Here is a 22053-nt window from a genome sequence, read left to right on the forward strand (position 1 = left end):
AGGAATCTAACTAATAGTAACGTAAAGACAGATGGTGATTAATGCTTAACTCAATCAATGAAGCCAAACAAGATAATAAACACTTGCATAGAGGAATTTTTGAAGAAGACCTAATTTATCAATGCTCCAATTTTGATGTAGGTGAAGGCGGAGGTGTTGAAACTTATTTAGCTTCTCTGTTTGAACATCGACCACCTGAAGTTAGCGATCGCGTGATAAAATCGCTCAAGGGTGTTGACCAAAGCCAATTCAAGCTGCTGCACATCCACAGCCCAGATTTACTATTGCAGCTTACAGGCGAATGTCCTACTGTCTTTAGTGTTCATAATCACTCATTGTACTGTCCTAGTGGCACAAAGTATTTAGCAGGGCAACGGACAATCTGCGATCGCAACTTTTCTTACTTAGGTTGTACTTGGGGTAAGTTAGTAGATAAATGTGGTAGCCGTAGACCGTTAAGGACTCTTAAAGAACTTCAAATTACTCATCAGTTATTAGATACCTTAAAAAAGGTAAAAATTACTTTTGTCGCTAATAGCGAATACGTGCGTCAAGAGTTAATTAAAAACGGCGTACCTTCTGAGCAAACTGTAACCCTACACTGTGGTATTTCTGTACCACAAATAAAGACCGCTCCCCTAAGCTTAGAAGTTCACCAAAATCATAGAATTTTATTTGTTGGTCGCATTGTTTCTGATAAAGGTCTGGAATGGCTACTTAAAACCTTAATACATACAAATCCGCAAATTCAACTTGATATTGCAGGAGAAGGTTGGGAACGACCCCGGTTAGAAAAGTTAGCAAACACACTCGGATTAAGTAATCGGATCACTTGGCATGGTTGGTGCGATGCTGACAAGATCAATCAACTTTATCAACAGTGTTTTGCAGTCATCTTTCCTAGTGTCTGGCCTGAACCTGCCGGTCTTGTAACACTGGAAGCATACTCTAATTATCGACCTGTAATTGGTAGTGCAGTCGGAGGAATTCCAGAACATTTACGAGATGGAGAAACAGGTATTCTTGTTCCAGGTAATGATATCAAAAAGCTAGTTGATGCTATTCATTCTTTGGATGAAGATTATCAAAAAAGTCGGCAGATGGGCGAACAAGGACATGCTTTATTGATGAAGGAATTTACAATGGCTGCTCATGTAAATAATCTGCGAACAATTTATGCAAAAACAATAGCCGACTTTCCTGCGAGAACGAAAAAATTATATAGCATTTCTCAAGTGAAATAAGCTTAGTTTGCTCCAAAGGTGCATCTTTTATCTATCTATTTAAATATAAAGGAAAAAAATATGTCATTATCTCAAAAATGCCAACAGCCTTTAGTCAGTGTTATTATCCCTACCTATAACCGACCAGACTATCTCAAGCAAGCGATCGCTAGTGCTATTAAACAGACTTATCAAAATATTGAAATTATTGTTTCAGATAATTGCAGTCTAGAAAATCCTCAAGCACTTGTGGCATCTTTTGGTGATTCACGCATTAGATTTTGGCGACATCAGCAAAATGTAGGTATGCTTGCTAATCAGCAGCATGGGTTCAATATGGCACGAGGTAAATATGTTGCTAGTCTTCATGATGATGATATCTGGAATGAAGACTTTCTAGCAAAGCTTGTACCAGTTCTCGAAGCAAATCCTGAGTTAATTCTCGCTTTTTGTGACCAATATATCATAGATGCAAATGGCATGATTGATAATGCTGGGACTGAAAAAAATACACGTGGTTATCAGCGAGATAAACTTAAAGAAGGAATTTATCAACCTTTCTACAAAGTTGGATTGGTAGATAAAAGTATACCTACTGCTGCATCTTGTTTGATTCGCAATAATCTGGTTGATTGGGATAGTATTCCTCCAGAAGTTGGCGGAATGTGGGATTTATATTTAACTTACCTGTGTTGTATATCGGGTTATGGCGCTTACTACTATCCAGAAAGACTGACGCGATATCGCGCTCATGAGCAAACTGATACTATGCTCAGTGGTAGTCGAGATGTACAAGCAAAAATCCGCAAAGCTAAAAGCGAAATGTTTTGTTATCAAGTCTTTATGGAAGACGCTCGGTTACAGAAATTTAAAACGCACTTTCAACAGAAATGGTTAGAGGCTAATACAACTTTGGGAATTGGTTTACTGCGAAGTAAACAGATAGCAGTAGCACGTCCTTATTTTTGGCAGGCGCTGACTAAACAAAAATTTAATGCACGAACTTTAGTAGCGCTAAGTCTTAGCTTTACTCCGCAATTTTTGGCAAATAAATTAATAGAATTGTCGAAATAGTAGAGTCTTGTAGGGGAAATTCATGAATTGCCCCTACCCTAAGTAAAAACATTTCTTTTGTGAACGAACCGCAAAGAGCGCGAAGGGAAAAAATAAGATTATTTAAAGTTCTTTGGCTGCGGTTATATGTGAGCTTAGATTATTAAAGAAGGTATTGGATGAAACTTTGTATTGTTACTCATAAAATTAAAAAAGGTGATGGACAGGGACGGGTAAACTATGAGGTTGCTAATGAAGCAATTCGTCGTGGTCATCAACTGACATTATTAGCGAGTGAAGTTGCACCACAACTAGAGGAGAATAGTCAAGTTAATTGGATTCCAATTCCAGTCAAAGACTATCCGACAGAATTTGTACGTAATTTCATATTTGCCCAAAAAAGTACAGATTGGTTGCGGAAACATCGCTCTGAGATTGATTTAGTTAAAGTCAATGGCGCAATTAATCTGGCTGCGGCTGATGTGAATGCTGTACATTTTGTCCATAGTTCATGGTTGCGATCGCCTGTTCATATTTCTCGCAACCGCCGAGATTTATATGGTTTGTACCAGTGGCTGTTTACGGCTTTTAATGCCCGTTGGGAAAAACTGGCTTTCCAAAAAGCGCAAGTTGTCGTAGCAGTATCAGAAAAAGTAGCTCACGAATTAGTCAACATTGGTGTACCGCGTTCTCGCATTCGCGTAATTATTAATGGCGTTGACTTAGACGAGTTTACTCCTGGTGAAAGCAAAAGCAATCGCCAAAAGTTGGGTTTACCGGAGAATGTCACCCTGGCTTTATTCGCCGGAGATATCCGCACACCCAGAAAGAACTTAGATACAGTACTGCACGCCTTGGTGAAAGTTCCAGATTTACATCTGGTGGTAGTGGGACACACCCAAAATAGTCCTTTCCCGCAGTTAGCAGCCTCTTTGGGGTTAAATGAACGTGTGCATTTTGTAGGATTTCGCCGTGATATCCCCCAAATTATGCAAGCAGTAGATTTATTTGTTTTTCCTTCCCGATACGAAGCTTGCAGCCTCGTATTGTTAGAAGCACTTTCTTCAGGACTACCAGTAATTACTGCCACAGCCACCGGGGGAGGAGAATTGGTGACACCAGAATGTGGCATCGTCTTATCCGACTCAGATGATATTGATGCTTTGGCTCTGGCATTGCTGACTTTGGTGAGTAGTCCCACCCTCATACAGCAAATGGGCAAAGCTGCTCGTTCTGTGGCAGAACAACATAGCTGGACTAGTATGGCACAAACTTATGTGGATCTATTCGAGGAGTTAAGCAAGAATGCGGAACACCGTTCTGATACCAACTTATCGCCGTCCACAAGACCTATCACGCTGCCTTTTAGCGCTACAGAAGCAAATTAAACCAGTCGATCAGGTGATAGTGGTTGTCCGCGATACGGATGCAGAAACTTGGCAATTTCTGGCGCAATTAAACGCTCCCAATCTGCCACTGCATACTGTGAAAGTGACACAACCGGGCGTAGTAGCAGCCCTCAACGCCGGACTAGCAGCAGTGGAGGGCGATATTGTCTCTATTACTGATGATGATGCCGCACCTCACCCAGATTGGTTAGAGCGCATCGCCGCTTACTTTACCTCAGATAGTCGCCTTGGCGGTTTGGGAGGGCGTGATTGGGTATACCACGGCAGCAAATTAGAAGATGAATCCCGCCCAGTAGTGGGACAGTTGCAGTGGTTTGGACGAGTGATTGGCAACCATCATCTGGGAGTGGGAGAACCCCGCGAAGTCGATATTCTCAAAGGCGTAAACATGAGTTTTCGTAAAGAGGCCATCGGACAATTGCGCTTTGACGAGCGGATGCGTGGTACTGGGGCGCAGGTACATTTTGAAATGGCATTTACTCTGGCATTAAAGCGGGCTGGTTGGAAGATAATTTATGATCCTAATGTTGCTGTAGATCACTATCCTGCACAACGTTTTGATGAAGATCAGCGAAATAATTTTAACGAGATTGCCTTTATTAATTTAGTCCATAACGAAACCCTAGTTTTACTAGAGCATTTGCCATTTATCCGCCGGATTGTATTTTTATTCTGGGCAGTATTTGTGGGTACATGCGATAGTTTGGGTTTTGTACAATGGCTGAGATTTTTACCTAGCCAAGGGCAGTTGGCGGGGAAAAAGTTGCTGGCATCTTGGCGTGGGCGTTGGCAGGGATATAAAGAATTTGTCATTGGTCATTAGTCATTGGTCATTGGTCATTAGTCATTGGTCATTAGTCATTGGTCATTAGTCATTTGTCATTGGTCATTGCAGACTGATTATTTCATTTGGGATTTTTTATGTGTAAATCTAAAATCTAAAATTGAATGAATTCTAGACAGATACTTTTCAATAGTTTTTTAGAAGAAAATTATTCTCCAGAAGAGCGATCGCAACAGGGGTGGATGGCGATCGCAGGCTTTATACTACTGATTGTAGTTTGCTATTTTGCTGGTGCTACTGCTGCATTGCGCCTAATTTATCCGGTGACAGCTTTAGCTGTAGCCGTGTTTTTATACTTGCGGCATCCCATTCTCTACATCAGCTTTACCTGGTGGATATGGTTTCTCACACCCTTAGCTACCCGCTTAGTTGACTATCGGGTAGGCTGGGACGCTACCCGCCAGATGCTCATAGCACCATATTTAGTGGTGTTTGTAACCATAGCAACATTCTTGCGACATTTTCCCCGCGCCTCACGCCAAGGGGGTTTGCCGTTTGTTATGGCTTTTATCGGAGTCTTTTATGGCTTTCTCATCGGTCTGATTTATAACCCACCAATCCCTGTAGCACGTGGACTCCTGGATTGGCTCAGTCCGATTATCTTCGCTTTTCACTTATTTATAAACTGGCGAGATTATCCTAGCTATCGCCAGAATATTCAGCGAACATTTCTTTGGTGCGTGCTAATTTTAGGAACTTATGGCATATATCAATTCGTAGTAGCCCCTGAGTGGGATAGGTATTGGCTCATCCAATCAAAACTATTTATGAGTTCTGGGAACCCCGTACCTTTCGGGATGCGTGTCTGGAGTACATTGCACTCAGTCGGCCCTTTTGGTTCCGTCATGCAAGCTGGTTTACTGTTGTTATTTACCAGTTCGGGAAATTTAATTTTTCCTGCTTCAGCTGTTGGTTACTTGTCGTTCTTACTAACACAAGCACGAACTAATTGGGGAGGCTGGTTATTTGGAATAATTATGATTGTGGCTTCAGTCAAGGCGCGAATTCAAATGCGCTTGATCGTTATAATTGCGGTGATGGCAATTTGTGTTGTGCCATTGACAACTATTGAGCCAATTGCTGGAGTTATATCAGCCCGTTTGGAAACTTTTTCTAATCTTCAAGATGATACAAGTTTTAAAGATAGATCGGGAAGTTATGACAAAAACCTTGGTCTAGCACTTTCTAATGGTTTAGGTAACGGCTTAGGAAATATTTGGAAAGTCAACGAAAAAACTGGTCAAATTGAAGTAGTGGTGATTGATAGTGGCATTTTAGATATGTTTTTCACCCTTGGTTGGTTTGGAGCCATCTTTTATATGGGTGGATTACTTTTGTTAATTATTAGTGTTAGCAGTTATGGTGAAGGACGTTTTGATAGTTTTATTAGTGCTGCCCGCGCCATTGGCATCAGTTCTGCTACACAGCTAATTATCGGTAGCGGAATGTTGAGTGTAGCAGGGATGATTCTTTGGGGATTTCTGGCTATGGCTATGGCAGGACACAAATACTATAGCAATCCGAAAAATTCATAAATATAGCAATTCTAAACCATTGGTTAAAATTACATATTTCTTTCTTCTTTCTTCTTTCTTCTTTCTTCCCTTTGCGTCCTTTGCGTCCTTTGCGGTTCGTTTCCTTATCTATATTTTTCACGACTCATTTAGGACTGCTATATAAATCAATACGCTTGGGTTAAGGTTGAAGCTCTTTGTATAAGTCAGTTTTTTGAACGAACCACAGAGGCGCAGAGAACACAGAGAGAAGAAAAAATAAAATGCTTAATCCAAGTGTATTGCTATATCAATTGAGTTAAAAAACAAAATCTTACAACTTAAAATAGGACTGATTAAATTATGAAAGCAATTATTGTAATGCCACTAGCCGAGCAACGAGGCGGCGGTGAAATGATGCTTTGGGATTTAGTACAGCAAGGACGTAATGCTGGTGTTGAGTGGCTAGTGATATTTTTAGAACACGGCCCGATGGTAGAACAAGTCAAGTCCCTTGGCATTGATGCACGAGTTGTAGAAAGTGGACGTTTACGCCAAATCCACCGTTTTATTGGTGCTGTTTTTCAGATAGCTGCGATCGCACGCCGTGAACGTGCAGATATAATTGTCAATTGGATGTGGATTACGCATATATCTGGAGGCTTGGCGGCAATGCTGGCTGGTTTGCCTGCTGTATGGTATCAGCTAGAAGTACCTAGCGATAAAACTTGGTTGGTACGACTCGCTACTTTAATCCCAGCTCGCGCAATTATCACTCTCTCTCAAGATGGTAAGCAAGCACAAGCAGAGATTTGGCCCCACAGGCCAACACCCTTGGTTTATCCCGGTGTCGCGCTAGACCGATTTGAGCCTGATGCTTTGCCAACTCCAGAAGAAGCACGCCGAAAACTGGGCTTACCTTTACACGGCCCACTGATTGGAATTGTGGGACGATTGCAACGATGGAAGGGAATGCACATATTGGTGCAAGCGATGCCCAAAATTTTAGAGAAGTATCCTGATGCTCATTGTGTGGTAGTTGGCGGTAAGCACGATTTAGAACCAGACTATGAGGACTTCTTAAAAGCAGAAATCACAAACTTGGGCTTGAAAGAACAAGTAATTATGGCTGGACTACAGCGTAATATCCCGGAGTGGGTGCAGGCAATGGATGTATTCGTTCATGCTTCGGATAAAGAACCCTTCGGAATTGTGATTATTGAAGCGATGGCGCTGGGTAAACCTGTGATTGCTGGCGATGCAGGCGGCCCGACAGAGATTATTACCGATGGGATGAATGGACTATTAACACCTTACGGCGATGCGGATAAATTAGCGATCGCAATTCTCCGCTATCTTGACGAACAAGAATTTGCCCGCAGTGCAGGAATAGCTGCCAGACAACGCGCTTTAGATTTTTCAACGCAGAATTATGCTCAAAACTTTATTAGTGCAATTCGTTCTGCAATACCAAGTGTTTCATCTGCTGAATGAAACAGTAAACTTTGTGCAAAAGTCAATTTTATGAAAATGAAACCACAGATTGATACCGATGAATTATCTATGTGAATCTGTGGTTAAAAAATAATACAAAATCTCCAGCGATCGCAATTCTCCACTATCTTGGCGAGTAGAGATGTTTCATTGCAACGTCTTTACTCTTATTTTTGAAATTAATTACTTAACTATCTTATCTGTCAGCCTACTTGAGTGATGTAAAAACTAACACTAAGCGCATCAGTTAACGATATGGATAAGGTCAAGCTAAATTAGTCTAGCAAAAAATTATTCCTTACCTAGCTAATTTTTCTTTTTATTTCATGGCTTAAATTTTTTATCTAACTCTTATTAATTTGCTTTATTCTAGAAAATTGATCGACTATTACTTAAACCTTTAATACAAAGCTATAGATGTGCTGCTCTGTTATTTGATACACCAAATTCTTCAAATTACCGAACTCATCAAATCTTCATATATTTGAAGCATAGTTTATCTTTTATTGTAAAAATAGTGGGAATAATAAAATAAATTTGATTGAACAAAGTAGTTAGCTATGAGCCAGATATGTTCTATCTCCAAAACCTGTGCTTGTCGCAATGTTGCACGCTGCCAGACTAAGGAGGCAGGCAGGCTCTTTCTCTGGTTTCCCGTTACACATACCCTCAAAAAAGTCACCTCCTACCTACAGCAGCTTGGCCTTGAGTATGAACTGATGCACGAGCGACCAGGTTTGAGTTTGAAGTGTAAACCCGGACAGTCTATAGAAATTGCCCGTAACCTGGCCAAACTACTTGCACCTAGAGAATTAAAAGAGACGCAAGTCCTTTTCACTCAAGGTAATATCCAACCTCAACTCCATGATTTTAGTGACATAGCCTCATTACAACGCTTCATTAAGTTGAACCAATCCGACTGGCTAGTTGAAATGTTGGCAACGGAACGATTTACCAGTTACTTTCAGCCAATTGTCTCAATTAACGATACATCGCAGATTTTTGGATATGAATCGCTCTTGCGGGGGCTGGATGAAGAAGGCAATTTAATGCTACCGACACCAATTATGGAGTTAGCAACCGAAGCCGGACTAATACCACAACTCGACCAAATTGCTCGCCTCAGCGCAATCACTGAATTCAGTCGGTATAAAGTGAGTGGGCATATCTTCATCAATTTTGCGCCAACATCACTTTACGATCCAGCTTTTTGCCTCAGTAGTTCAGTTGAGGCAATTGATACTGCCGAAATTTCCCACGATCGCGTTGTTTTTGAAGTTGTAGAATCAGATAATCCTCAAGATTTAACCCATCTCAAGGCAGTGCTTAAATACTACCGAGATGCTGGATTTTTAGTTGCTCTTGATGACCTTGGTTCTGGCTATTCCAGCCTAAACTTGCTGCATCAGTTACGTCCAGACTTTATCAAGCTGGATATGGAGTTAATTCGAGATGTACATCAAGACCTTTACAAAGCTTCGATTACCGAGAAGCTTTTAGAGATTACTCAAAAGTTAAACATCCAGACCGTTGCTGAAGGAATTGAGTGTATTGAGGAACTGAACTGGCTGCGAGAACGAGGTGCAAATCTTGCTCAAGGCTATTTGATTGCTAAACCTAGTGCAGTCCCTATCACTACAACCCCTCACTTTGATCCGATCACGTTAAATGTAGCATCGACAGATTCTAAGTTGCTTAAGCGGCATGTCCAACACCAAAATGAGTCCGAGCGAATTGTCGCGGCTGTGACGCAGCGCATTCGACAATCGTTAGAGTTAGATGAGATTTTGCAAACCACAGCAGCCGAAGTGCGGCAACTGTTTGAGGTAGACCGAGTAATAATTTACCAGTTTGAGTCAGACTGGAGTGGGTTAGTAGCTGTAGAATCCTTAGCAGAAGAGTGTATGTCCATTCTGGGATTTCACGTTATGGACACATGTTTTAAATCTACCCGTGCAATTTACTTTCAACAAGGTAACACCAGAGCGATCGAAGACGTTGAAACTGCTGGATTATCGCCGTGTCATCTTGACCTCCTGCGGAGTTTGCAAATCCGGGCAAACCTTGTCGTGCCTATCTTGCAGAAAGAGCGTTTGTGGGGACTATTGATTGCTCATCAATGCCGTAATGCCAGACAATGGCAGCAATCGGAGATTAACTTGTTTAACCAGCTAGCAGGACAAGCTGCGATCGCTATTCAGCAATCAGAACTTTACCACCAATTACAACAAGCAAACCAAGAATTACAGCGCCTTGCCTGTTCGGATGGTCTGACTCAAGTGGGAAATCGACGCTGCTTTGATGACACATTCAACACACAGTGGCAACGGTTGGAACGAGAGCAAGGTTCGCTATCTTTGATTTTGTGCGATGTCGATTACTTTAAGCTTTACAACGATACACATGGACATCTCGCAGGAGATGATGCCCTTAGACAGGTTGCCAAGGTAATCTCTCAGACAGTTAAACGCCCTGCTGATTTAGTTGCTCGTTATGGTGGAGAAGAATTTGCAGTTATTTTACCGAATACTGATATTGAAGGGGCTATTGCAGTTGCAAGAGATATTCAGACCAATATTAGTGCATTAAAAATGCCTCATCCCCATTCCCAGGTTAGCGAATTCATCACTCTAAGTCTTGGTGTGGCAACCATCACTCCTCATAGCCAATTATCTCCCGCAACCTTAATTGCTGCTGCTGACCAGGGACTCTACCAGGCAAAAGCACAAGGAAGAAATTGTGTGGTGCAGATAAACTGTCAGGATGTTGAGCCTAAATCTTTCCTTTAGTAGGGGCGCAAGGCTTTGCGCCCCTACTGTATGGTCTATTTACCTGAAAATCGCTGTAATTAAAAAAAGGTCAATTTATATTTTTTAATATAGATTGCTTTATTTCCACCCATTTGGCTTGAAAGTACTGAGTAAAAAATACTATTCCTCAGTCCTCAGTTTCTCTTTCGTCTATTGTGGTGTGTGTAGTTTATTCCGGTTACTTAACGGTTTTCAAAAGCCCTAAAAAATCTCATCATTGCTTGCCACGGGCTAGCATTAAGCAGCTTAAACGAGTGTTCTGTAATACCTGATATAGGGCGCTCATGTTGCCCACCCCACAAGATTGGATAATTTATTTCTTGGAGTTCCCTTATCAATGAACACATACTTAAGTATTTGAATTTTAAGGTGATTTATATAACTCTTGAAGCCGAAATTACACAAATATCTTCCTTAAAGGCTTTTTGGAAATCATCACTTAGATATAAAGTGATTTAAATGTTAATAGCTTGACAACAGATGATTATATGAAATAATTATCATCTATCTTATAGAGATATCAAGGTATCTCTCAATAGGTTTTGATAATAAAACGCTTAAATTATTTAAGTTTTACGATCGCGCATGAATATATTAATCATTTTAGCTGAAGTCAGCCTTGTAATCTTTGTTTTTTTATTACTGAACTGGCTTGTAAACAAGTTATTCAAGCTATTTACAAAATTAAAGAGCGAAGATAGGAGTATCAAAACCTTGCGTCGGAACATCACAGGGTTATTGTTACTTGCTTGCTTGGTGTCATGTATTTTGATTGTGGGTGCTAATGGTTATCTAGTTTATCGTGGCGAAAACCTTCAACAATACACCATCGCAATGCTTGAGCGTATTCCATCAGGATTTTGGATAACTCTAGGAATTGGCATAGCTCAGAGCATTGGCACTTTCATATTAGCCGCGATCGCACTGAAATTTCTGAAATATTGGCTGAAGATAGCTAGCACTCGCGCCAAAAACTTAGAAAAAAATACTGCCGATGATGAAAGTATTGATGCTTTCTTTAACGCCCTCTATCACAGAATTAGCGGTGGAATCTGGCTGTGGGCTGTCATTTTGTGTGCCCAGTTTCTCAAATTGCCAGCAACGGTTTCGGAATATTTGTACATTGCACTGCGAATCTATCTAATTATTGCCGTCGGGTTGCTGATTCTCAAAGCAGTCGCGGCGGTAGTTGATTTTCTTGATGCTCTCAGTGTCAGATACTCCAACCCTGATAACCTCTTGAGATTTTACGATCGCCTCCGACATCTGATACCCTTTTTAAAACGGTGTCTAGAATTTGTAATTTATGTCTGCATGGCAACATTGGTGATTCAGCAGGTGCAGTTAATCGCCAATATTGCAGCTTTTGGCCCGCGAATCATCAAGATCATCGGCATCATCTTCATTAGTCGTGTGTTGTTTGAGGTCGTTTACCTACTTGTTGAAGAGGTGCTGTTTAAAGACCGGAATCTAACTGATATTCAAAGAAGTAGACGCTTGACACTCGTTCCTCTTTTTCGTAGTTTCTTACAATATTTTGTATACTTTGCTGCTATTATCTCTATTCTCTATACTCTTGACATTGATCCAACTCCTATACTAGCAGGTGCTGGTATTGTCGGTATAGCTGTAGGTTTAGGGGCACAGACACTGATAAATGATATAGTCTGTGGCTTCTTTATTTTGTTTGAAAACTACTACTTAGTGGGTGATTATATCGAGGCTGGGAAAGTCGAAGAGAAAGTTGTCGAAGGTGTTGTTGAGGCAATTGAACTCAGAACCACTCGTATTAGACATCCCAATGGTCAATTGCAGATTATTCGCAATGGAGATATTGGCTCAATTACCAATTATTCTAAACAGTATATCTTTGCAGTAGTGGAAGTTGGTGTGCCCTATAATTCCAACTTAGCTCATGTGTACAAAGTGATTGAGGAGGTAGGACAACAGTTAAAAACAAACGATCCAGATGTACTCGAAGGTACACAGATAGATGGAGTGGAAAGCCTTGGAGAATCTAACTTGTTGCTGCGGACATTAACGAAGGTGAAGCCAGGAAAACATCTTCAGATTCAACGTGTTCTTCGAAAGATTTTTACAGATGCACTACTGCGCGAAGGAATTGTAATTCCCATCCGTGCTGAAAGTGCTGAAGGTTAATTTGGCACTTTATTTTTAAAGAGCATTGCGAGTTGGTGTTATGTCAGGCTGGAAGAAATTTGAAAGCTAGCAAAAATTGTGTCCATTCATACAACAAAATAGTAACGATTGTTATAGGCTTGAAAAGCCCTTTACTTTTATACTTTTGGCGAAACTTCACCGCCAAACAAGCACCAGAGCGATAGGAAATTACTTATGACCAAATGCGATTGATAATTATCAAACGTAAATCTGGTTAAGTTGAACATATCTTTGTCAGCAGCATAAGTGACATCCTACGCCCTGGTTATCTCTTTTAACTGGACTTAAACAAAAGCAAGCCCAGCATCACAAGTGATAATTTCTACAGCAATATATATATAGCTATGGAATCACTGAGCAAATTAATCAACTCAAGCCATAGTCAAACATTAAATACTAACTTTATGGTGATTTTGTTAAAGTATAAAATTTGTCAGAACGCATTTGGGTGCCATTTCGCCAAACTTCCACTCTTTCAGGGCTGACTAAATAATAAAAACTACCATTATCTGCTCGATATCTGCCTTTACCAATATTCAAAGCTGGTATTTTTATAGGCTTGCTTGGGTCTTGCTTCAACCGCCCAATATAAAATAACTGCCCATTTTCTTCACAGACCTTGACACGAATATTTGCAGTTTCACCATCAATAATGGTAACTCCATTGCAATTAGTATCACTGCTTATAGGTGCAAAACCCATTGGAGGCAATGAAGGTGAAACTTGCTTTGCTACGGGGGGTGTCGAGACTGGGCGGTTCGGGTTATCCACTTGCTGAATTTTAGAAGCAGGGGAAACACTTGCAGTTAAAGATGTCAATAGACGAAGAGGATCAACTGCTATTCGACCATTTGGATGCACTTCAAAATGGAGATGAGGTGCTGTACTATTGCCTGTAGATCCCATCTCAGCAATAATTTGACCTTGAATGACCTGTTGATCCTTGCTCACCAGCAAACGGCGATTATGACCATAAACAGTAGTGCTACCGTCAAGATGCTTAATAGTTATGGCATTGCCTAACCCCCAATTATCCCAACCTGCTTTTACAACAGTACCCGATGCAGCAGCAACAACTGGGGTTCCAGATGCCCCTGCAATATCAATTCCTTCATGTTGATATTTGCGAAAGCCTTGAGAAATAAACCCTTGAGTTGGCCAGATTAAGTTAGAAGCGGGGATAGGAGTTTGCCCAGTTGGGGAATCGCTTGCTAACTGTGTTAGGGCAGATGTAGTTGTACTGAATACGGCGGTTAAGGATATTAAACCAATTAGTCCATAAGTGCGGTATCGAAAAACGGTAAGTTTTTTCATAATTGCAAGCCTATTAAAACAATAATTCAGATAGTTTCTGATTATTTGCTGTTTCAAGCTAACTCGGAAATTATCAGGAAGTTTAGCAGATATGTTATTTTTAAGACCTTAGCCAGACACTTTCGTGCTAGAAGTACATAAACATCTCCAGAAATCAAATATGTTTTATCCAGAACCCTTGTAGAGACGTAGCACTGCTAAGTCTCTACATTTATTTTCGAAGATGTCTAATATCTGCTCCGTATGCCAGTTATCGACGCATCGAACGGCGGCATACGTTTATCAATTGCTAGAGTCTTGGGTTTCAGACCCCCAATGTTGTGTCAGCTTTCTGCTTTCTTACGAGAGTTCAGTGGCTTCAATTTAGGAGGGGTCGAATCCTATAAGTAATACTGCTCCTGCCTTGTCTGCGACACGCTGCGCGATCTACCTTATGCCTCAAACCTTAGTGTAATTATCGATTACTTTGGCTAAGTCTGGAATAGCTTCTTCTACGTGCTTTTTGGCTGAACCGCGAAGTTTTTCATAGGTTCCTCGCACGATTTGGCGCTTGGCACTCTTGACTCTAGCATCAGTTACACCCAGTAGCGCATCTGCCGTATGAGAGCGGTTTGCATTCAGGTGTCCAATTGGATCGCCTTTCTGTACACCTTCGCTCCAGATGGGATCAAGTGCGGTGAGGCACTGCGGCAGGATCTGCTCAACTACGTAGGGGATATACCCTGGCTTGACACCTTTGAGAGCAGCAAAGGCAGTTTTCAAAGCGATACCGCTCATACCTGACTTGGATGCAAGCTGTACTTCTATCATGTTGCAACATTCATCTACGACCATCGCTTTTTTGGTCGGGTTCAAAAGTCCTTCGCTAAGTCCCATTTCACTTTTCCTTATCTCAGTACTTAATTTCTATTCGACTAACTTTTTTAGCAAGCAGGAAATTACAGAAAATGGTATCAGAGTTAGAGGATGTTATGAACATCACTTTTTCACTACTGAAGGCTTCGTCCATAGTGCAATATGCTTGAGTTAAGGCTTGATTCTCTCTAACCCTCCTTAAAAAGGAGGGAATTAGAGCAAGCCTTGCATTTACACGGTAGAGTTGGCAGAAAAGAGACAGGATGGTAAAAATCAGGTTATCCCGTCCTGCTGAGACCTGAGTTGTGTCTCTGGCTGACTTGAGCCAGCAGGTAAAGCCTTATGTTCAGATCCCGAAGTTTCATTAGGATAATCTGGAGGTTTTGAGCCACCCGATCGCTTCCGAGAAAATATGGACTGAGCGAAGGTCTTGACTAAGATATACAAAATTGGCACCAAGAACAAACTCAAGAACGTGGAAAGCAGCAACCCTCCAAAGAGCGCTGTTCCTAAAGACCAACGGCTACTGGCTCCAGCCCCTTGAGAGATCACCAAGGGCAAAAATCCTAACAGCGCTGCAAAAGAAGTCATTAAGATGGGTCGCAGACGTTCTTGTCCCGCTTTCACCGCCGCGCGTGTGTAGCTCATACCTTGCTCATGCAGCTGATTGGCAAATTCCACGACTAAAATCGCGTTTTTTGCAGCTAGACCAATCAAAGTTACTAGACCCACTTGGCAATAGATATCATCCACTACTTTGGGGAAGAGACTACCTGCCATAAAAATATTGGAACGTAGCCAAATCGCCGTCATCGCTCCCAAAACTGCTAGGGGAACTGTCAGCAAAATAATGATTGGGTCAACATAGCTTTCATACTGAGCCGCCAACACCAGAAAGACAATAACGATCGCTAAAGCAAAAATCAAGCCCGTAGCTCCCCCTGATGTCTTCTCTTGGAGATAAGTCCCTGTCCACTCATAACCAAATCCTTGAGGTAAGACCTCTGCTGCTACTTGCTCCATCGCTTTTATCGCCTCTCCAGAACTAGAACCGGGAGCAGGAGCGCCCTGGACTTTGATTGATCGGTACAAATTGTAATGGGAGACGGTTTTTGGCCCCACAAATGGAGTAACTTTCACCAAACTGCTCAACGGAATCATCGCCCCGTTTGCAGAGCGAACATAAAGTTTGCCAATATCATCTGGATTAGAGCGAAAAACCCCATCTGCTTGGACGTATACGCGATACTGTCGCTGTCCTTGGACAAAGTTATTTACATATTGCGACCCCAAGTAAGTTTGCAACGCTCCAAAGATGTCGTTAATTTCTACATTGAGAGCTTTGGCTTGGTTGCGGTTTACCTGAATGTCAAATTGGGGAGTATCTGCGGTGAACTGAGTGAAAACTCGTTGTAAAACAGGCTTTTTATTTGCGGCTGCAATAAATTTTTGAGCAGTCTCAACTAAGGTTTCAATCGGCGCACTTCCAGTTCGGTCTTGAATGATAAACTCAAAACCACCTGTACTACTTAACCCTCGAACCGGAGGAGCATTCACTGCGATCGCTCTAGCTTCTGTAATTGTCGAGAGCTTTTTGTTCAGCCTCTGAAGTATGCCATAAACAGATTGAGATTCTTCAGCTCTCTCTTTCCAGGGTTTCAGATTAGCAAAGGCAATACCTAAATTAGAAGCATTACCATCGAAACCAAAGCCACTGATCATAAAACTAGCTCTAACTTCGGGAGCCGATGTTACTTCTTTGACAACCCGATCCATAACAGATTCGGTGTACTTCAAAGAAACCCCATCTGGTCCTTGGACAATTACAAAGAAGTAACCCTGATCTTCCTCTGGAATAAACCCGGTAGGAACTGCTCTGTACATTAAAACCGTTGCTACTAAACCAGTGATGAAAACTCCAACTACAATCGGCTTGACATGGGTAAGGTAGCTAACAAACCCGACATATCGCCGTGTGAACCAAGAAAATCCCCGATTAAATTGCGTAAAGAACCAACCCAAAGGGCCGCGTGCAGTCTGAGCAGGGCGCATGAGGATGGCTGCCATACTTGGAGAGAATGTTAAAGCATTGAAGGTGGAAATGGCAATGGAACAAGCAACGGTTAACGCAAATTGTTTGTAGACAATCCCTGTAGTGCCTGGAATGAATGCAACGGGAATGAATACCGCCATGAGTACAAGTGAAGTGGCAATGATTGCCCCAGTCAACTCCTTCATCGCTTCGACAGCCGCCTCAAAGGGCCTCATGCCCTGCTCCAGTTTGACTGCAACTGCCTCCACTACAATAATGGCATCATCAACAACGATCCCGATCGCTAAAACGAAACCAAATAAGGTCAGTGTATTAATCTGAAATCCTAAAACCAAGAGAGCCGCACACGTCCCAATAAGGGAAACGGGGATCGCAACAGTGGGAATGATCGTGGTACGCCAATCTTGCAAAAAGACGAAAATTACCAAGACCACCAGGATAATCGCCTCAACCAAAGTGTGTAGAACTTCTTCTAAAGAAATTTCCACAAATGGCGTGGTATCAAATGCCAACTGTGCTTTTAGTCCAGGTGGAAAACTCTTCTCCAGCGCTACGATCCGCTCTTCAACAGCATGAGCAACGTCTAAAGCATTACTACCCGGAAGTTGATATATCCCCAAACCCACGGCTGCTTTGGGAGCATTTCCTGGGATGGTAAATTTGGCATCAGCAAGATAGTTTTCTGCTCCTAGTTCAACTCGACCGACATCTCTGACTTTAACTAAGGTGCTATTCGTAGTGCTATTGGTAGTGCCATTAGTGCCATTAGTGCCACCTTGACTCACCTTCAGCACCATATCCTCAAATTCAGCCGCATCTTTAAATCGACTGGTTGCCCGTAAAGCAAATTCAAAGCTTTGATTATCTGGTGCTGGTTCCTTACCAATCGCCCCTGCACCCACTTGAATATTTTGTTGTTGCAGGGCAGTTGTCACATCTTGAGGAGTTAATTGGTGTTGGGCAAGCTTGTTGGGATCGAGCCAAAGACGCATGGCATATTTGCGTTCCCCAAAAACCCTGGCACTTCCTACACCAGGAAGTCGTTTGATTTGATCGAGAATATAAAGATCGACATAATTACTGATAAAAATGTTGTCATACTCATTATTTTCTGAGTAAAACCCATAAACCAGAAGGAGACTGCTTGATGCAGTTTCAACAGTGACACCTGTTCTTTGAACAGTATCTGGCAATTGAGGTGAAGCAAGTGCTTCTTTATTTTGAACGTTTACTTGAGCAATATCGCTATTAACATTAGTTGGGAAGGAGACAGTTATATTGCTAGAACCATCATTACCCGTGTTAGAAGATATATAAGATACATCTTTAACACCATTAATTTGTCGCTCGATAATGTTGGTGACACTGCTTTCTGTTGTTTGAGCATCCGCACCAATATTGTTAGAACTAACGGTGATTTGCACCGGAGCGAGATCCGGTAGCTGAGAAATTGGCAGGATGGGAATACAGATGCTTCCCAGCAGCAAGATGATAAACGTACAGACTGTAGTTAAGACTGGACGTTTGATGAAGGTGTTGACAAACATAAATCCAGGAACAGTTTAATTCTGGTTACGGACAGAGTGGCTTTTTATTAATATAAGAATTTATTAAGGTTTCATGTTAAATATTTTCTCCTTCCCATACTCCGTATGGGAATACATAGGTCTGGGCTGCTGACTCAAGGGGAAATCAAGCTTTTTTCAACTTTGGGACTTACGCCAAACTAGATACGCTCAGGGGGCAATACCCTACGGGAAGACTTACGCTAACGCCAGTTCCTTTATGCCGGGGAAGCCGTCCACCGGACTGGCTCACCGCTCTGCGTCTACATGAATTGCCCTAAGAAGAAAATCTTTCTTTTCAGCGATTGTTTGCGTAAGTCCCAGACTTGTGGGTACACCATAGCCCCTTTGTAAGGGGCAATAGGACAGAATCTGGTCTAATCAACTGAAAAATGCGGTAATGTATCCAAATTTCTAATGAGATTTGCCATTACCTTGAAAATTTAACAATTGATCGTCATTGACCCAAATCGCTTGTTGAGGTACAGAAATAGAAATTCCGGCTTTGTCTAGGGCGACTTTCAGGCGACGGCGGAACTCCCGTGCTACATCCCATTGCTTCAGGGGCTGTGTTTTAAACCATACACGAATAATCAAACCGCGATCGCCAAATTGATCTATTCCCAAAACTTGGGGCGGTTCCAAAATTTGACGCTGCCATTGCATTTCTTGATTCATCTCGAAAGCAACTGTTTCAATCAACTTCAAAGCGTCTTCTGTATCGGCTTGGTAGGCAATGGGAACCGTTAAATCGGCTCGTGACCAACGACTGGAAAGATTGGCAACAATTTTAATTTCACTATTGGGAATCGTGATCAAGCGCCCTTCAGAATCCCGCAGTTGGGTCATCCGCAGATTCAGATTTTCTACTAAGCCTCCTACGTCTCCCACGTTAATCACATCGCCTAAAGCATACTGGTCTTCTAGAATAATCAGGAAACCATTAATCGCATCTTTAATTAGGTTTTGCGAGGCCAGAGACAATGCAACACCAACCAAACTCGCACCCGCTAGCAAGGGAACGATATCTATCCCCAATGACACCAGCGCTAGCAAAAAGCCTACTCCTACGCAGATACCAGTAGCGATGCTTTTAGTCACGCCAGAAAATGTGGAAACTCGCAGTTGCAGCCGTTCTGAACTTTCTGGAGTCAGTAAAGCACCACTGCTAATTAGAGTGGTGGTGAAGCGGTCAATAAGGGCGTAGATGAGACGGATTGCTACATAAGTTCCCAAGAACACGACACCTAATCGCAAAGGAAATTGGGCAGCTGTGAGAATCCCTAGCTGAAATGGTCGTGTGTAGGGAAATAGACCCAAGATAAAGAAACTTCCACTACCCCAAATTCCAGCTTGAGTTAGCTGAAACAATCGTCTTTTGACTTCTTGGATATGCCGATGTTGCTGTTGATTTAGTTGTGTTGTAATTGGTTGGGCTGCTGCTGGCGAAATTGGGGAGTTTAGGGGCCATCTAAGAGGTTGGGAGGCAATGGGTTGTACTGAATTTTTTTTGGAACGGCGCTGCCAACTATATATCCCCCAACTCATGATAATCATTGCCAGTCCTGTACCCGCAGCAATTTTACCTTGGTTGATTAAAAATTGAGTTTGTCTTTCTTGCTTTGCTTGTTGCAAGTCTTGTTGTAACGATTCGGCGACTTGATTTGCCGATGTCAACATATCTACCTGTCGTAGTCCAGCATCCTCAGAAGTGATCGTCATCAGGTATTGATCGTTGACATAAATTACTGGTAAGTCGTTTACCTTGCGAACTTGTACCTTGACTGCTGTTTTTGCTGGTGATTGAATGTAATTTTGGCTAATTGTCTCCAACTTCTTTTGGATATCTTCTGAACGCTCAGGAAAGTTGGCTTTTGATGCTGCGATCTGAAATAACCGCCGACCATCTAAATAAATCCAGCCTGTGACAAGCCGATCGTTTGAATCACTACTGACACTGCTGGGAGCTTGTAATTGAGGTAAAAATGGAATCTGGGCTGTGGCTTTTGCTATAGGTACAACGGCTATGGCCATTGAACTAGCGATGCCTACGGCGGGCAAAGCCAACGCCAAAAATTGAAAACGCACTCAAACACCTCCTTGAAAACAATTGACTATTGACTACTTCTATAACCATCCTCCGCAATTACATTGAGTAAATGTACCTATCTAAAGTCGAGATTTTTTCTTTAGATGATGAAAGTTCGATGTTGTTTTATTTGTCCTCTATCTTTAGATAGATGACAAAGTACTTAGAATCAGCAATTAAAGCTTAGAAGAGTCTTACTCTTACCAAAGATAAAACAAAAGGGAAGAACCTGCCGATGAAGTTGACATTAGGGTAATCAAACGTCAAGCTAGTTTTCAGGACTATTGACAAGTGATTTGCTTTCTTTCAAGCCAAAATCGCAAGTTGTACAATAACCTAGTAGAGTGCGTAAAATTTACGTAGCTTTTTTAATTTTTTGAGGTAACTTTTGATGACCGCAACTTCTCCCCGATTAAAGCACGAGGTTAAAGACCTCGGCCTAGCTGCCTTGGGAAGACAGCGCATTGAATGGGCTGGACGCGAAATGCCAGTTTTGAAGCAAATCCGCGATCGCTTTGCTATTGAGAAACCCTTCGCTGGTTTACGCCTTGTAGCTTGCGCCCACATTACAACAGAAACAGCACATTTGGCGATCGCTCTGAAAGCCGGTGGTGCAGACGCGCTTTTAATTGCTAGCAACCCTTTATCAACGCAAGATGACGTAGCCGCTAGCCTCGTCCTCGATCACGAAATTCCCGTCTTTGCTCAAAAAGGCGAAGATAACGAAACTTATAACCGCCACGTTCAAATAGCTTTAGATCATCGCCCCAACATCATTGTTGATGATGGTAGCGACGTGGTTGCAACTTTGGTACAACAACGCCAACACCAAATCGCTGATTTGATTGGTAGCACCGAAGAAACCACCACCGGTATCGTGCGGTTACGCGCTATGTTTAGAGAAGGCGTTCTCACCTTCCCCGCAGTCAACGTCAACGACGCTGACACCAAGCACTTCTTTGATAATCGCTATGGTACTGGGCAATCAACCCTAGATGGCATTATCCGCGCCACAAATATTTTGTTGGCTGGTAAAAACATTGTCGTCGTCGGTTATGGCTGGTGTGGTAAAGGTACAGCCCTCCGCGCCCGTGGCATGGGTGCTAACGTCATCGTCACTGAAATCGACCCCATCAAGGCAATTGAAGCCGTAATGGATGGCTTCCGCGTCCTGCCAATGGCTGAAGCTGCACACCAAGGTGATATTTTTATCACTGTGACTGGTAACAAGCACGTCGTTCGCGGTGAACACTTCGATGTCATGAAAGACGGTGCGATCGTTTGTAACTCTGGTCACTTTGACTTGGAACTTGATTTGAAATACTTGGCTGCACAAGCTAAGGAAATCAAAGAAGTTCGTCCTTTCACCGAAGAGTACAAATTGAAAAATGGTAAATCAGTAGTCGTTCTCGGACAAGGACGCTTGATTAACCTAGCTGCGGCTGAAGGACACCCCAGCGCAGTAATGGATATGAGTTTTGCCAACCAAGCTTTGGCTTGTGAATTCCTGGTGAAGAATAAAGGTAAGTTAGCCCCTGGTTTGCACTCAATTCCTGTTGAAGTCGATCAAGAAATTGCTCGTTTGAAATTGCAAGCTATTGGTATCACAATTGATAGCTTAACAGCAGATCAAATTGAGTACATCAATTCTTGGACAAGTGGAACTTGAT

The 22053-nt window shown here is 42.1% G+C and carries 13 protein-coding genes; 9 read left to right on the forward strand and 4 right to left on the reverse strand.

Annotated elements, in window-relative coordinates:
* Nucleotides 1-41: 41 nt before the first annotated feature.
* From ACFFRD_RS25555 to ACFFRD_RS25590, 8 genes are all read left to right on the forward strand, one after another.
* The gene (locus tag ACFFRD_RS25555; protein ID WP_392478273.1) at nucleotides 42-1244 is read left to right on the forward strand and encodes a glycosyltransferase family 4 protein; all 1203 of its coding nucleotides are present in this window, start codon (nucleotides 42-44) and stop codon (nucleotides 1242-1244) included.
* 60 nt (nucleotides 1245-1304) lie between these two features.
* Nucleotides 1305-2297, forward strand: coding sequence for a glycosyltransferase family 2 protein (locus ACFFRD_RS25560; protein WP_392478274.1), 993 nt, complete (start codon nucleotides 1305-1307; stop codon nucleotides 2295-2297).
* 158 nt (nucleotides 2298-2455) lie between these two features.
* On the forward strand, nucleotides 2456-3664 hold the full coding sequence (locus tag ACFFRD_RS25565; RefSeq protein ID WP_392478276.1) for a glycosyltransferase family 4 protein: 1209 nt from the start codon (nucleotides 2456-2458) through the stop codon (nucleotides 3662-3664).
* Nucleotides 3582-4508, forward strand: a complete 927-nt coding sequence (locus tag ACFFRD_RS25570; protein WP_392478277.1) for a glycosyltransferase family 2 protein — start codon at nucleotides 3582-3584, stop codon at nucleotides 4506-4508. Before ACFFRD_RS25565 ends, ACFFRD_RS25570 begins: the two co-directional genes overlap by 83 nt.
* Before the next feature lie 125 nt (nucleotides 4509-4633).
* Nucleotides 4634-6064 carry an O-antigen ligase domain-containing protein gene (locus ACFFRD_RS25575; RefSeq protein ID WP_392478279.1) on the forward strand — a complete coding sequence of 477 codons (1431 nt, stop codon included), beginning with the start codon at nucleotides 4634-4636 and terminating at the stop codon, nucleotides 6062-6064.
* Nucleotides 6065-6385: 321 nt separating this feature from the next.
* Nucleotides 6386-7516, forward strand: coding sequence for a glycosyltransferase family 4 protein (locus tag ACFFRD_RS25580; protein ID WP_392478281.1), 1131 nt, complete (start codon nucleotides 6386-6388; stop codon nucleotides 7514-7516).
* A 560-nt stretch (nucleotides 7517-8076) separates the two neighbouring features.
* Nucleotides 8077-10305: an EAL domain-containing protein gene (locus tag ACFFRD_RS25585; protein WP_392478283.1), complete on the forward strand. Its 2229-nt coding sequence runs from the start codon at nucleotides 8077-8079 to the stop codon at nucleotides 10303-10305.
* Between the two features lie 606 nt (nucleotides 10306-10911).
* Nucleotides 10912-12486, forward strand: a complete 1575-nt coding sequence (locus ACFFRD_RS25590) for a mechanosensitive ion channel family protein (RefSeq protein WP_392478285.1) — start codon at nucleotides 10912-10914, stop codon at nucleotides 12484-12486.
* 423 nt (nucleotides 12487-12909) lie between these two features.
* On the opposite strand, the gene ACFFRD_RS25595 is transcribed toward ACFFRD_RS25590, so the two are convergent.
* From ACFFRD_RS25595 to ACFFRD_RS25610, 4 genes are all read right to left on the reverse strand, one after another.
* Nucleotides 12910-13821: a M23 family metallopeptidase gene (locus tag ACFFRD_RS25595; RefSeq protein ID WP_392478287.1), complete on the reverse strand. Its 912-nt coding sequence runs from the start codon at nucleotides 13819-13821 to the stop codon at nucleotides 12910-12912.
* 438 nt (nucleotides 13822-14259) lie between these two features.
* Nucleotides 14260-14697 (reverse strand): DUF6918 family protein, encoded by a 438-nt coding sequence (locus ACFFRD_RS25600; protein ID WP_114082299.1) that lies wholly within the window; start codon nucleotides 14695-14697, stop codon nucleotides 14260-14262.
* A 252-nt stretch (nucleotides 14698-14949) separates the two neighbouring features.
* Nucleotides 14950-18276 (reverse strand): efflux RND transporter permease subunit, encoded by a 3327-nt coding sequence (locus ACFFRD_RS25605; RefSeq protein ID WP_392478289.1) that lies wholly within the window; start codon nucleotides 18274-18276, stop codon nucleotides 14950-14952.
* Nucleotides 18277-18708: 432 nt separating this feature from the next.
* A complete protein-coding gene (locus tag ACFFRD_RS25610) occupies nucleotides 18709-20382 on the reverse strand; it encodes a mechanosensitive ion channel family protein (RefSeq protein ID WP_392478291.1) in 1674 nt (557 codons plus the stop codon).
* A 392-nt stretch (nucleotides 20383-20774) separates the two neighbouring features.
* On the opposite strand from ACFFRD_RS25610, the gene ahcY reads away from it, so the two are divergent.
* Entirely contained in the window at nucleotides 20775-22052 is a 1278-nt protein-coding gene (ahcY, locus tag ACFFRD_RS25615; RefSeq protein ID WP_392478292.1) for an adenosylhomocysteinase, read from the forward strand.
* Nucleotide 22053 lies beyond the last annotated feature (1 nt).

This window comes from Nostoc sp. C110 (genome assembly GCF_043099725.1).
Lineage (GTDB): Bacteria > Cyanobacteriota > Cyanobacteriia > Cyanobacteriales > Nostocaceae > Nostoc > Nostoc muscorum_A.